The following is a 13,089-nucleotide window of genomic DNA, read 5'->3' as shown; positions in this document are numbered from 1 at the left end:
GGAAGGCGGGATGAAGCGGATCGATTCGGGACAGCTCGACTTCAAGCGGGTCGCGGACCCGCTTGGCCTGCTGAACCCAGGCAAGATGATCGCCTGGGACGACCCGGAATGGAGCTCGGACCGGCCACAGGGTTTCTACCTGTATGGCCGCCAGGATGCGCCGGAAGTCGAGGAAGTGCTGGAGTAGTTCAGCGTTCCAGCAGAACCTCCACGCGGCGATTGCGCTGGCGCCCCTCGGGGTTGTCGCCGCCATTCCTGGTATTGGGGGCGACCGGCTCGGCCTCGCCACGACCCTCGATCCGGATCGGCGGCAGGCTGCCACCATTCGCCGCCAGCCATTGCTCGACGCTCCGGGCACGCCGCTCCGACAGGGAGAGATTGTACTCGTCGCTCCCGAGTGAATCGGTATGGCCGAGGATCCGGACCTGCCGGGGGCGGCGCTGGCGGATGATCTCGGCGACGCGCTGCAGCGCCTCCGTCGCCTCCGCACGCAATTCGGCCTTGTCGAAGTCGAAGAGCACGTCGTTCTGCACCGTCAGTTTCGTCGATTGCGGCCCTTCCTCGATGACGACATTGGCGCCGCGGATATCCACGGCGCCGCCAGGCGAGACAGGGGCGACGATCGTCCGGCCATCCTGTTCCACCGTGAAACCGCGCGGCGGCGGCGCCGGCTGATCGATGGTGACGCTTCCGGTCGCGCGCTCCTGCGCGAGTGCGGGTACGGCGACGATCATCAGTGAAAGGGCAAAAGCAGCGCTGCGCATCGGAAGCCTCCTCAGGCGGTGGAAGCTGGAACGCGTTGCGCTGTCTTGGGTCATGCGGATCGCAAGGCTTTGATTTATGTAATGAACCTACACATCTTTACGTTACGTTTACGTAAGTTTCATCGCGAAAACGTCACTATCGGTGCGGAAACTGGTTGGGTTTCGGGGGGTTCTTCCCCCGCTTCCACTACGGAGAACACCTGATGAAAAACGCCCTCCCGATCCGCCTGACCGGCATCATGCTGACCGCTGGCGCAGCACTGCTCGTAAGCGCCTGCACCTATGCGCCCCAGGCGCCGCAGCAGCCGTCGACGGTGGTGGTGCCGCAGGCTTCGCCCACGGTGATGGCACCGGCCGCACCGCCGACGACGGTCACGGTGCGCCCGAGCTACTGAGCAAGGCCTCTGCCGCCTATGGCCCTTTCCCGATTCCGGGAGAGGGCCTTCAGCTGTCGAGCCAGTCCGGCCGCGGCAGCGCCTGATACGCCTCCCGCAGGCTCTCGGACCAGCGCTGGCGCAGGAAGGCGAAGTACGGATCATCCTCCGTAATCCGCCGCTTCAGCGACACGGCCAGCGCGTCGCGGCGGATCACCGTCAGGTCGATCGGCAGCCCCACCGTCAGGTTCGATCGTAGCGTACTGTCCATGCTGATCAGCGCGAGCGTCACGCCATCGGCCAGCGGCGTCGCGGGGTTCAGCACGCGGTCCAGGATCGGCTTGCCGTATTTGTGCTCGCCCACCTGGAGAAACGGCGTATCCGCCGTCGCCTCGATGAAATTGCCGGCGGCATAGACCAGGAACAGCCGTGGCGGCGCGGTGCCGATCTGCCCCCCAAGCAGGATGGAGACGTCGAAGCTGATGCCCTGGGCGCGCAGCCCCGGCCCATCGGCCTCGAACACCTCCCGCACCGCGGCACCGACCAGCTGGGCGGCGCGGAACATGCTGGGCGCGGCTGCGAGCGTCAGCACCTCCCCCTCCAGCCGCACGCCTTCCTGCAAGCGATTCCACACCGCCTGCGTCACGGCGAGGTTGCCGGCGGTCATCAGCGCAAGCACCCGTTCCCCGTTCTTCTCCTCGATGAAGGTCTTGCCGAAGACGGAGATGTTGTCGACGCCCGCATTGGTGCGCGTATCAGACAGCATCACCAGCCCCGCATCCAGCAGCAGGCCGACGCAATAGGTCATGTGTGCAGGTAGAAATCGGCGATCTCGCGGCCGAGATCGAGGTTGCGGTTGATCATCTGCGTCAGGAAGTCGTGCAGCCCGCCGGCCAGGATGTCCTCGATCCGCCCATCACGCAGCCGCACATAGGCGTCATTCGCGAGACGGTGGCACTCACCACGCCGGCCGCCGCTCGATTCCGCGATGCGGTCCAGCACCTGGTCCACCCGGCGATGGCAGGCGAGCAATGACCGCGGCAGTTCCGGCCGCAGGATCAGCAGATCCGCCACCAGCTTCGGCTGCAGCCGCGTGTGATAGACCCATTGGTAGGACCGCAGCGCGGAAACGGAGCGCAGCAGTGCCTGCCACTGGGCATAGGCCACCGCGCCTTCCGATTCCGGCCCATCGAGCGCCGCGTGCTTCGCATCCAGCAGCCGCGCGGTGTTGTCCGCGCGTTCCAGCATCACGCCCAGATGCACGAAGCGCCAGCCATCGTCGCGCAGCATGGTATCGGCCGCCGCACCGTTGAACAGCAGCGTGCGGGCGCGCACCCAGTCGAGGAAGGCGGGCAGCCGGTCCGCATCCGTGGCGGTGGGCGCCAGCAGACGCATTTCGCGCCAGGTGTCGTTCAGCGCCTCCCACATATCCACCGTCAGCGCCGTGCGCACCGCACGGCCATTGCTGCGCGCCGCTTCCAGGCAATTGGCGATGGAGGAGGGATTCTTCGGCGCCACCGCCAGCCAGGTGATCACCGCCTCGGGCGTCACCTCGGCGTGTTCGGCCCGGAAGCCCGGCTCGGCGCCGGTGGCGACCAGCAGGCTGGTCCATTCATCGGCGCTGTCACCGGTGCTTTCCTCGAGCACGCCCAGGCTTTCGCCCAGGCCCGCCATGCGCAGCGCCACCTGCATGCCGCGCGCGAGGTTGCCGGCGCGCTCCGTATAGCGGCCCATCCAGTACAGGCTTTCGGCGGTGCGGGAGAGCATGGCCACTATCCCTGCCCCCCATTCTGGGACTGGCTCTGGGACTGGCTTTGGCGCCCGCCGCCGGATTGCGACTGGCTTTGCGATTGGGAACGGCGCGGCGCATCCTCCACCACCCAGGTATCCTTGGTGCCGCCACCCTGGGAGGAATTGACCACCAGCGACCCCTCCCGCAGCGCCACGCGGGTCAGCCCACCGGGCACGATCCGCACCTCCTTCCCCGTCAGCACATAGGGACGAAGGTCGACATGGCGCGGCGCGATTTCCTCCCCCGCCAGGCAGGGCACGGTGGACAGTGCGAGCGTTGGCTGCGCGATGTAGTCCGCCGGCCGTTCCAGGATGCGGCGGGTGAATTCGGCGCGCTGTTCCGCAGTGCTGTGCGGGCCGATCAGCATGCCGTAGCCGCCCGAACCGCGCGCCAGCTTCACCACCAGCTCGGCGATATTGGCCAGCACATAGGCGCGGTCTTCCTCCCGCTCGCACAGGAAGGTCGGCACGTTCTGCAGCAGCGGCGTTTCGCCCAGGTAGAAGCGGATCATCTCCGGCACGAAGGGGTAGATCGCCTTGTCATCGGCAATCCCGGCACCCGGCGCATTGGCCAGCGTCACGTTGCCGGCGCGGTAGGCGGCGAAGATGCCGGGCACGCCCAGCATGCTGTCGGGCCGGAATACCTTGGGGTCCAGGTAGTCGTCATCCACGCGGCGATACAGCACATCCACCCGCTTCGGCCCGGCCGTGGTGCGCATGAAGACGATGTCGTCCTGCACGAACAGGTCGGCGCCCTCCACCACCTCCACGCCCATCTCATCGGCCAGGAAGCAGTGTTCGTAATAGGCGCTGTTGAAATGGCCGGGGGTGAGGATGGCGACCCGCGGCTCACCCTGGCAGTTCGGCGGGGCCGCGTCCTTCAGCGTCTCCAGCAGATCCTCGGGGTAGTGGCTGACCGGCGCCAGGCGATGGTTGGAACACAGCGCCGGGAACAGCCGCAGCATCGCCTCCCGATTCTCCAGCATGTAGGAGACGCCGGAGGGGGTGCGGCAATTATCCTCCAGCACGTAGAAATCATCGGCGCCGGTCCGCACCAGGTCGATGCCGGAGATATGGCTGTAGATGCCGCCGGGCGGGCGGAAGCCCTGCATCTGCGGGCAATAGGCCTCATTCTGCAGCACCAGCGCGCGCGGCACCAAGCCGGCGGCCAGGATCTCCTGCTTGCCGTAGACATCGGCCATGAACATGTTCAGCGCCTTCACGCGCTGGGTCAGGCCGAGCGACAGGCGGTTCCATTCGCTGCGCGCCAGGATGCGGGGGATGACGTCGAAGGGGATGAGCCGTTCGGGGTCGCCGCCCTCCCCATACACCGCGAAGGTGATGCCGACGCGGCGGAACAGCGCTTCCGCCTCCGCGCGCTTCGCGGCCAGGGCCTCCAGCCCATGCGCCTGGAGCCAGGCGGCAATGCCGGCATAGGCAGGGCGCACCGCGCCATCTTCATGCATTTCGTCGAAAGCGCGCCCGGATTCAGTCACCTTGCAAGTCCAGCATTCCCTGTCTGAGACAAACCTTGGGCGAAATGGAGGCGCGTGGGAAGGGGCGCGCGCCGGGGCTATCCTGCAGCGAGGCCAGCCTTGCCTGCCGCATGGGCGGGCGTTGCATCCTGCGGGGGCAGCGCGACCTCCCGGATCAGCTTGGCACGCAGCGCCCGGGCGAAATCCCGCCGGTCCTCCGCCCGCAGCACGAAGGCGCCGGGGCCGCCCATCACGTCCCGCTCATACAGCGCGGCCAGGCGGCCGCCGCGCCAGGCGGAGCTGCCCTCGATCGCCAGGCCGTTCACCACGATGCCCTGCGCCACCGCCAGATCCCGCGCCTCCGCCGCCGGCACCCGGCTGCGGATATCCGGCCCGTCGCCGGAGACATCGATGGTGCGGTGCTCCGCCGGCCAGGGCGCGGCGGCGATCAGCCCGGTGGCGTGCAGGATGCCATCGCCGATGGCGTTGTAGGATTGGCGCGACCGCGGCGCATCGCGCATCGCCGCCGCCGCGGCCCCGGCGCTGGCGGCATCGGCCACGCGCATCCAATCGACCACCGTCACCGCGCCGCCGGGCGAGCCCCATTCCACCATCGCGACGCCGATGGCGCCGAACGGGCGGGACCGGATGGCGCCGAGTACGACGGCATGGGTCAGCGCCTCCGCGATACCGTCGCGCTGCAAGGCGAATTCCGCGGCGACGATGGAGCCGGAGGCATCCACCGCCAGCACCAGCAAAAGGTCCACCGCCGCGCCCTGCGCCTTGGCCGGCGTCGCCGCGAGGGCAGGCGCGGCCAGCAGGGCTCGGCGTGGCAGGCTCATACGGCGATGGCGTAGGCCGGGCGGCGCGGATCGGCCCCGGCCCGCTTGAACCCCGCCGCCACATCATCCAGCACCACCTCCACGCTGCCGGCCAGCCAGGTGATGTCGGGCCAGGCCTTCACCTCATGCCCCATCGCGGACAGTTCCGCCCGCACGGTTTCCGGGATGCGGGATTCCACGGCCAGGCGACCGGGGAAGTACTCATAGGGTGCGAAGGAGGAGGGGAAGGAATAGCTGGCGACGCGCGGCGCCTCGATCGCCTCCTGCACTTCCATGCCGAAATGCAGGATGTTCAGCATCACCTGCAGCATCGCCTGGATCTGCACATCGCCGCCCGGCGTGCCGAAGGGCATGGCGCCGCCATCCTTCGTCACCACCATCGCCGGGTTCGGCGTCAGCCGCGGCCGCTTGCCCGGCGCCACGCCCGAGGGATGCGCCGGGTCCGGCCGGTTCTGGGACCCGCGACCGGAGACGACGATGCCGGTGCCGGGGATGACCGGCACGTTCCAGGACCCGTCGGAGGGGGTGGCGCTGAAGGCATTGCCCCAGCGATCCACCACCGCGACGTAGGAGGTATCCGCCTCCACCTTCGGCAGGTCGGCGCGCGTCGCCTCGGGCAGCGCATTGCCGCGACCGAGGATGGGCTCCGGCAGGCCCGGATGCGCGCGCTTCAGGTCGATGGCCGCGGCGCGGGCGGCGATATGACCGGGGGAGAGCAGCGCCTCCAGCGGCACATCCACCATGGCGGGGTCGCCGAAATGGTATTCACGATCCGCCAGCGCGCCCTTCAGCGCCTCCACCAGCACGTGGATGTAGGCGGCGGAATTGTGCGCCAGGCCATCGAGCCCCAGACGTTCGGCGATCAGCAGCGCCTCGGTCAGCGCCGGCCCCTGGCACCAGGGGCCGCAGGTCAGCAGCGTATGGCCGCGCCAGTCCCGCGCCACCACCGGCTCGATCTGGCTGCGGAACTCGGCCATGTCCTGGGCGGAGAGGAAGCCGCCCTCGGCCTGGACGTAGCGCACGATCTGCTGCGCGAGGTCGCCCTTGTAGAAGGCATCATGCGCCGCCTGGAGGCCGGCTTCCCGCCCCTGCCCGGCCGCCGCGCGTTCCTGGTCCACCATGTAGGTCAGGCTGCGGGCGAGGTCGGATTGCAGGAATTTCGCGCCCAGCTTCGGCACCTGGCCGCCGGGCAGGAAGATGGCGGCGTTCTGGTCCCAGGTGCGGTATTCCTCCGCATGGTTGGTGATGCTTTCCCGCAGCAGCGGGTACATGGCGAAGCCCTCGCCGGCAAAGCGGATGGCGGCGGCGGCGATCTCGCCGAAGCTCATCGTGCCGTGGCGGGACAGCGCCTGGATCCAGGCATCGGGCGCGGCCGGCACCACGATGCGGCGCACGCCGGGCGGCATTTCCCCGCCATGTTCGCGCATGAAGACATCGGGCGGGGTGGATCGCGGCCAGTGGCCGAGGCCGGCGATGCTTTCCACCGTGCCATCCGCCTTGCGGATCAGGATGGGTGCGACGCCCGCGACGCTGACCAGGTCCGGCTGCAACACGCCGAGCGCCAGGCCCGCGGCACAGCCCGCATCCACCGCATTGCCGCCCGCTTCCAGGATGGCGAAGCCCGCCGAGGCGGCCAGATAGTGCCCGGCGCTGATGGCGTGGCGCGTGCCGCTGATGGTCGGGCGGCCGGCTTGGGTCATCGTGTAGGCCTCATCTCGGTTGGTGTATGGTCTGTCCACAAGTTCCATGCCGGCGGGGCAGGCTGTCAACCATTCGCCCGCATCGCGGCCAGGGCCTTCAGGCAGGTCTCGAAGCCGCGCAGGTCGGACCAGAGCGCCGCCTCCGGCACCGCACGGCGCACCAGCAGGCCGCCCGCCGCGCGGATGCCGCCCTCGATCATCAGATTGTCGGCCAGCCCGTGTTCCTCGATCGCCATGCCCGCAGCATCGACCAGGCGACCCGCTTCATTGCGGTCCGTGCGGCCGCCGGGGCTGTGCAGGGTGCGGTCGGTGAAGTCCCGCGCGTCATTGGTATAGCCGAGCACAGGGCGGCCCAGCGCCCGCACGAAGCCGAGCTCAAAGACGGTGCCGGGATCGGCGGAGGGGCCGCGGAAGGGGGTAAGGTTGGCCACCAGCGCATCGCAGCCGCGCAGATCGGCCTCATTGCCGAGGTAGATGGCGTACCAGCGTGCCAGCCCAGCTTCACCGGCGGGGTGCGGGCGGGGATCGGTGGGGAAGATCCCCTCCAGGCCGTGCTGCGCGCAGAGCTGCTTCTTCTGCGCGGCGATCGCCGCGGCATCGGGCAGGAAGACCTCGGGGCCGGCAAGATAGACTTTCATCTGACCCTTATGCCCGATCCGGGGGCGCTTGCGGAGCCGGGCTTGCCAAGCGGGGCTTGCCGGCTGGGCCAAGGCCGCGTGCAATGGCGCGCGATGGACCTCGAAGCCGAATACAATTGCCGCGCCCGCGTGCCGGAACATCCGCAGATCATCGCCGGCTGGGTGCGTGACGCCGCCGCCTGGCGCGAGGCCTGCCCGCACGCCGAACTCGGCCTGCCCTATGGGGCGCGGGAGCGAGAGCGGCTGGACCTGTTCTGGCCGGCGGCCGAGGCGCCGGACGCGCCGATCGCGCTGTTCATCCATGGCGGCTACTGGCAGTCCCTGGGGCGGGACCGCGTGTCCCACTGCGCGCGCGGGCTGAACCTGCAGGGCGTGGCGGTGGCCGTCCCGTCCTATGATCTATGCCCCGATGTGCCGCTGGCGACGATCGTGGACCAGATGCGCGCGGCGGCGGCCATGCTGTATCGCCGGCACGGGCGCCGCCTGATGGCCAGCGGCCATTCCGCCGGTGGGCACCTTGCGGCGATGCTGCTGGCAACCGACTGGCCGGCGCTGGACCCGGCGCTGCCGGCCGGGCTGGTGCAGGCCGCGATGCCCCTATCCGGCGTGTTCGAGCTGGACCCGCTGCGCCACACCAGCATCGGCGTCGCCCTGAAGCTGGACCGCGCCGAGGCGCGCCGCCTGTCGCCGCGTTTCCTGCCCCGGCCGGCAGGGCGCCTGCATTGCCTGCTTGGCGGCGGCGAGAGCCCCGAATTCATCCGCCAGAGCCGTGACATGGCGCAGGCCTGGGGCGGAAGCTGGGCGGAGGCGCCGGGCGCCGACCACTTCACCATCCTCGCCCCGCTGGCCGAGCCGGACAGCGCCATGGTGGCGCTTGCAAAAACGCTTGCCACAACGTGATGCTTGAAGCCTAAAATATCTCGGGAGACAGGAGGCACAATGATGAACATCCAATTCGGCCGGCGCCACGCGCTGGGCCTCGCAGGTGGCATTGCCTTGGGGGGTCTGGCCGCGCCAACGGTGGCGCGCGCACAGGCCGCGCCGATCAAGATCGGGCTGGTCGCGCTGGCGACTGGCCCGGCGGCAACGCTGGGCACGCATCTGCGGGATGGCTTCCAGCTCGGCATGCGGCACCTGGACGGCAAGCTCGGCGGCCGCGCCGCGGAAGTGCTGCTGATCGATGACGAGCTGCGCCCGGATGCCGCCGTCACCAAGGTGCGCGCCGCGCTGGAACGCGACCGGGTGGATTTCGTGGTGGGCGTGGTGTTCTCCAACATCCTGGCCGCGATCATGCGCCCGGTGACGGACAACCAGACCTTCCTGATCTCGACCAATGCCGGCCCCTCCCCCTTCGCCGGCCGCGGCTGCAACCCGTTCTTCTTCGCCACCTCCTATGTGAACGACCAGAACCATGCGGTGATGGGCAAGGCGGCGCAGGATGCCGGCTATGGCCGCGTCATGCTGCTGGCGCCGAACTACCAGGCGGGCCGCGACGCGGTCGCGGGCTTCAAGTCGGAATACAAGGGCACGGTGGTGGACGAGATGTTCACGCCGCTGACCCAGATGGATTTCTCCGCCGAGCTCGCGCGCATCGCCGCGGCGCGGCCGGATGCGGTGTTCACCTTCATGCCGGGCGGATTGGGCGTTGCCATCGTGCGGCAGTATCGCCAGGCCGGGCTGGCCAGCATCCCGTTCCTGTCCGCCTTCACGGTAGACGAAGCCTCCCTGCCCGCGCAGGGCGAGGCGGCGCTGGATTTCCAGACCGGCACGAGCTGGACGCCCACTTTGCCGAACGAGCAGAACGCCCGCTTCGTCCGCGACTTCGAGGGCGCCTACAACTACGTTCCCGCCAGCTACGCCGCCCATGCCTATGACGCGGCCATGCTGCTGGGCAGTGCCGTGACCAAGATCGGCGGCAACCTGGCCGACAAGGCCGCGTTGCGGGCGGCGATCAAGGCGGCGGATTTCCGTTCCGTGCGCGGCAACTTCGCCTTCGGTGCCAACCACTTCCCGGTGCAGGATTTCTGGCTGGCCAAGGTGGCCCGCCGCCCGGATGGCAAGTTCCAGACCGAGCATGTCCGCAAGGTCTATGACAATGTGACCGACCCCTTCGCGGCACAGTGCCGCATGCCGGCCGCCTGAGGATACGGGCGGGATGTCGCTGACCCTGCTGCTCGTCCAGGGCCTGAACGGGCTGCAACTCGGCATCCTGCTGTTCCTGATTGCCGCGGGGCTGACGCTGGTCTTCGGGGTGATGGATTTCATCAACCTGGCGCATGGCGTGCAGTACATGGTCGGCGCCTACCTCGCCGCCTTCCTCGCGGCGCAGACCGGCAGCTTCTGGGCGGCGCTCGCCTTGGCGCTGCCCGCCGCGCTGGTGGTCGGGCTGGTGCTGGAATTCCTGGTGTTCCGGCATCTGTATGATCGCGACCACATGGCGCAGGTGTTGGCCACCTTCGGCGTCATCCTGATCCTGAATGACGGCATCAAGGCGCTTTTCGGCTCGGCGCCCTTGCAGGTGCCGATGCCGGAGGCGCTGACCGGCGGCTTCCCGATCATGGATGGGCTGCTCTACCCGCATTACCGCCTGGCGATCATTGCCGGCGGCCTGGCCACCGCCGCGCTGCTGTGGTGGCTGGTGGAGCGTACCAAGGCCGGCATGCTGATCCGCGCCGGTGCCACCAATGCGCCGATGGTGGCGGCGCTCGGCATCGATATCCGCCGGCTGTTCATGGTGGTGTTCGGCTTCGGCGCCATGCTGGCGGGCTTCGCCGGCGTGATGGCGGCGCCGATCCTGTCGGTGGAGCCGGGGATGGGCGACAATTTACTGATCCTCGCCTTCGTCGTCATCGTCATCGGCGGCATCGGCTCGGTCCGCGGCGCCTTCATCGCGGCGCTGCTGGTCGGCACGGTGGAGACACTGGGGCGGTCGATGATGCCGGATCTGATGCGCCTGTTCCTCGACCCGTCGGCCGCGCGGCAGGTGGGGGCGGCGCTGGCCTCGATGCTGATCTACATCGCCATGGCCGCAATCCTGGCCTTCCGGCCCGCCGGCCTGTTTCCCGTGCGCGCCGCCTGATGCGCGCCATGGGACGAGAACTGCCGGCCCTGCTGCTGCTCGGCGGCCTGGCCGCGGCGCCCTTCATCGGCTTCGGCGAGGGCTACATGCTGACGCTGCTGGCGCGCATGATGATCCTGGCGATGGCGGCCGTCTCACTCTCCTTCATCGTGGCGGGGGCCGGGCTGGTCTCGCTCGGTCATGCGGCGATGCTGGGCTTCGGCGCCTATGCCGTGGTGATCCTGGATGATCTGCAGGTGGTGGACGCGCTATTCGTGCTGCCCGCCGCCATCCTCGCCGCCGCGGGCTTCGCGTTGCTGACCGGCGCGGTCGCCATCCGCACCAGCGGCGTGAACTTCATCATGATCACCCTCGCCTTCGGCCAGATGGCCTTCTTCACCGCCTCCTCGCTCTCCGGCTATGGCGGCGATGATGGCTACACGCTGTATGCACGGACGGAGGTGAATGGCGCGCGGCTGCTGGATGACCGGCTGGTGTTCCACTTCGTCTGCCTCGGCGCGCTGGTCTTCACCTGGCTGCTCTGCCGCATGTTGCTGGCCTCCCGCTTTGGTCGGGTGCTGCGGGCGGTGCGTGGCAACCCGATGCGGGCGCAGGCGCTGGGCTTTTCGCCCTATCCCTATCGCCTCACCGCCTATGTCATCGCCGGCGCGCTCGGCGGCGCGGCGGGGTTCCTGTTTGCCAATGCGACGGAGTTCGTCGCACCCGCCTATATCTCCTGGCAACGCTCGGGCGAGTTGTTGTTCATGGTGATCCTCGGCGGGCTGTCCGGGTTGCATGGCGCGCTGCTGGGCGCGATCGGCTTCGTGCTGCTGGAGGAATGGCTGTCGCACCAATGGGAGCATTGGCGCATCCTGTTCGGCGTGCTGCTGATCCTGGCCGTGCTGTTCCTGCCCGGCGGTCTCTCCGGCATTCCCGCGCAGGTCGGGCGGATGCTGCGCCGTGACTGAGCCGCTGCTCGCCCTGCATGGATTGCAGAAGCGCTTCGGCGGGCTGGCCGTGACGCATGACGTCTCGCTGGATGTGATGCCGGGCGAGATCCACGCCATCATCGGCCCCAATGGCGCCGGCAAGACCACGCTGATCAACGAGATCAGCGGCGTGCTGCCGGTGGATGCGGGACGCATCCTGTTCGACGGCCAGGACATCACCCGCCTGCCCCTGCATCGCCGCGCGCGGCTTGGCCTGGCGCGATCCTTCCAGATCACCTCCATCATCCCCGACTTCACGGCGCTGGAGAACACCGCGCTGGCGGTGCAGGCGGGCGATGGCTCCTCATTCCGCTTCTTCCGCCCCACAGGCACCGAGGCGCGGCTGAATGCGGCAGCGCTGGCGGCGCTGGATTCCGTCGGCCTCGCGCATCGCGCCGCGACGCCGGCCGGCGCCATGAGCCATGGCGAAAAGCGCCAGCTCGAACTCGCCATCGCGCTCGCCACCCAGCCCCGCCTGCTGCTGCTGGACGAGCCGCTGGCCGGCGCGGGGCCGGAGGAGACGGAGCGCCTGGTCGCCCTGCTGCGCTCCTTCCGCGGCCGCTACACCATTGTGCTGGTGGAACACGACATGCAGGCGGTCTTCGCTTTGGCAGACCGCATTTCCGTCCTGGTCTATGGCCGCCTGATCGCCACCGGCAGCCCCGACGCCATCCGCCAGAATGCCGAGGTGCGCGCCGCCTATCTGGGCGAGGACGACCTGCCGCTCGCGGGTGCCCCATGCTGAGGCTGGAGAATCTGACCGCCGGCTATGGCGGCAGCCAGGTGCTGTTCGGCGTGGATCTGGACCTCGCGCCCGGCCAGGTGGTGGCGCTGCTCGGCCGCAACGGCATGGGCAAGACCACCACGATCCGCGCCATCATGGGCCTGCTTCCCTCGGTCGGCGGGCGCATCTGGGGTGGGGAGGTGGTGGTGGACAACCGCGCCGTCGCCGGCCTGCCGCCGCACCGCATCGCGCGCCAGGGGCTCGGCCTGGTGCCGGAGGGGCGGCAGGTATTCCCGACGCTGACGGTGGAGGAAAACCTGCTCGCCACCGCCGCGCACCGCACCGCCGGCCCGCCGCGCTGGACGCTGCAGGCGGTGTACGAGATGTTCCCCCGCCTGCGCGAACGCCGCCGCAACGCGGGCGCCAAGCTCTCCGGCGGCGAGCAGCAGATGGTGGCGATCGGCCGCGCGCTGATGACCAATCCGCGCCTGCTGATCCTCGATGAAGCGACGGAGGGCCTGGCGCCGCTGATCCGCGCCGAGATCTGGGCCGTGCTGGCGCGTCTGAAGGCGGAGGGGCAGTCGATACTGCTGATCGACAAGAACCTCGCCGCCGTCTCCCGCCTCGCCGACCGGCATGTGGTGATCGAGAAGGGCCGCACGGTCTGGACCGGGACCAGCGCGGCGCTGGAGGCAGCGCCGGAGGTCCGGGACAGCTACCTTCATATCTGAGGC

The 13,089-nt window shown here is 69.2% G+C and carries 14 protein-coding genes and 1 pseudogene; 8 read left to right on the top strand and 7 right to left on the bottom strand.

Annotated features, from left to right (window positions below; all coding sequences use genetic code 11):
* A pseudogene (locus tag Q8S40_RS22570) lies at nucleotides 1-187 on the top strand (hypothetical protein); the annotation flags it as partial.
* 1 nt (nucleotide 188) lies between these two features.
* Here Q8S40_RS22570 and Q8S40_RS22565 read toward each other — a convergent pair.
* On the bottom strand, nucleotides 189-764 hold the full coding sequence (locus Q8S40_RS22565; RefSeq protein WP_304808495.1) for an OmpA family protein: 576 nt from the start codon (nucleotides 762-764) through the stop codon (nucleotides 189-191).
* A gap of 203 nt (nucleotides 765-967) precedes the next feature.
* On the opposite strand from Q8S40_RS22565, the gene Q8S40_RS22560 reads away from it, so the two are divergent.
* Nucleotides 968-1,159 (top strand): hypothetical protein, encoded by a 192-nt coding sequence (locus tag Q8S40_RS22560; RefSeq protein WP_304808497.1) that lies wholly within the window; start codon nucleotides 968-970, stop codon nucleotides 1,157-1,159.
* Between the two features lie 49 nt (nucleotides 1,160-1,208).
* Here Q8S40_RS22560 and Q8S40_RS22555 read toward each other — a convergent pair whose 3' ends face one another.
* From Q8S40_RS22555 to Q8S40_RS22530, 6 genes are all read right to left on the bottom strand, one after another.
* Nucleotides 1,209-1,946, bottom strand: coding sequence for a proteasome-type protease (locus tag Q8S40_RS22555; RefSeq protein ID WP_304808499.1), 738 nt, complete (start codon nucleotides 1,944-1,946; stop codon nucleotides 1,209-1,211).
* Nucleotides 1,943-2,905, bottom strand: a complete 963-nt coding sequence (locus Q8S40_RS22550) for an alpha-E domain-containing protein (protein ID WP_305672207.1) — start codon at nucleotides 2,903-2,905, stop codon at nucleotides 1,943-1,945. The genes Q8S40_RS22555 and Q8S40_RS22550 overlap by 4 nt, the downstream gene beginning before the upstream one ends.
* Nucleotides 2,906-2,910: 5 nt before the next feature.
* On the bottom strand, nucleotides 2,911-4,395 hold the full coding sequence (locus Q8S40_RS22545) for a circularly permuted type 2 ATP-grasp protein (RefSeq protein ID WP_304808519.1): 1,485 nt from the start codon (nucleotides 4,393-4,395) through the stop codon (nucleotides 2,911-2,913).
* Between the two features lie 107 nt (nucleotides 4,396-4,502).
* Nucleotides 4,503-5,246 (bottom strand): DUF1194 domain-containing protein, encoded by a 744-nt coding sequence (locus Q8S40_RS22540; protein WP_305672206.1) that lies wholly within the window; start codon nucleotides 5,244-5,246, stop codon nucleotides 4,503-4,505.
* Nucleotides 5,243-6,946: a gamma-glutamyltransferase family protein gene (locus Q8S40_RS22535; RefSeq protein WP_305672205.1), complete on the bottom strand. Its 1,704-nt coding sequence runs from the start codon at nucleotides 6,944-6,946 to the stop codon at nucleotides 5,243-5,245. The genes Q8S40_RS22540 and Q8S40_RS22535 overlap by 4 nt, the downstream gene beginning before the upstream one ends.
* 65 nt (nucleotides 6,947-7,011) lie before the next feature.
* The gene (locus Q8S40_RS22530; RefSeq protein ID WP_305672204.1) at nucleotides 7,012-7,584 is read right to left on the bottom strand and encodes a nucleoside 2-deoxyribosyltransferase; all 573 of its coding nucleotides are present in this window, start codon (nucleotides 7,582-7,584) and stop codon (nucleotides 7,012-7,014) included.
* A 93-nt stretch (nucleotides 7,585-7,677) separates the two neighbouring features.
* Between Q8S40_RS22530 and Q8S40_RS22525 the strand changes: the two genes are divergently transcribed.
* From Q8S40_RS22525 to Q8S40_RS22500, 6 genes are read left to right on the top strand one after another with little or no spacing between them, the layout of a single operon-like run.
* Nucleotides 7,678-8,484 carry an alpha/beta hydrolase gene (locus tag Q8S40_RS22525; protein WP_305672203.1) on the top strand — a complete coding sequence of 269 codons (807 nt, stop codon included), beginning with the start codon at nucleotides 7,678-7,680 and terminating at the stop codon, nucleotides 8,482-8,484.
* Nucleotides 8,485-8,526: 42 nt separating this feature from the next.
* Complete coding sequence (locus Q8S40_RS22520; RefSeq protein WP_305672202.1) at nucleotides 8,527-9,726, top strand: ABC transporter substrate-binding protein; 1,200 nt, start codon at nucleotides 8,527-8,529, stop codon at nucleotides 9,724-9,726.
* Nucleotides 9,727-9,739: 13 nt separating this feature from the next.
* Nucleotides 9,740-10,663 (top strand): branched-chain amino acid ABC transporter permease, encoded by a 924-nt coding sequence (locus tag Q8S40_RS22515; RefSeq protein WP_305672201.1) that lies wholly within the window; start codon nucleotides 9,740-9,742, stop codon nucleotides 10,661-10,663.
* An 8-nt stretch (nucleotides 10,664-10,671) separates the two neighbouring features.
* The gene (locus tag Q8S40_RS22510) at nucleotides 10,672-11,610 is read left to right on the top strand and encodes a branched-chain amino acid ABC transporter permease (RefSeq protein ID WP_305672200.1); all 939 of its coding nucleotides are present in this window, start codon (nucleotides 10,672-10,674) and stop codon (nucleotides 11,608-11,610) included.
* Nucleotides 11,603-12,376 carry an ABC transporter ATP-binding protein gene (locus Q8S40_RS22505; protein WP_305672199.1) on the top strand — a complete coding sequence of 258 codons (774 nt, stop codon included), beginning with the start codon at nucleotides 11,603-11,605 and terminating at the stop codon, nucleotides 12,374-12,376. Before Q8S40_RS22510 ends, Q8S40_RS22505 begins: the two co-directional genes overlap by 8 nt.
* Nucleotides 12,370-13,086, top strand: coding sequence for an ABC transporter ATP-binding protein (locus Q8S40_RS22500; RefSeq protein WP_304809490.1), 717 nt, complete (start codon nucleotides 12,370-12,372; stop codon nucleotides 13,084-13,086). The genes Q8S40_RS22505 and Q8S40_RS22500 overlap by 7 nt, the downstream gene beginning before the upstream one ends.
* Nucleotides 13,087-13,089 lie beyond the last annotated feature (3 nt).

The organism is Falsiroseomonas sp., assembly GCF_030695085.1.
GTDB lineage: Bacteria > Pseudomonadota > Alphaproteobacteria > Acetobacterales > Acetobacteraceae > Falsiroseomonas.
Note: the sequence above shows the minus strand (reverse complement) of the source record. Positions and strands in the feature narration are given on the sequence as shown.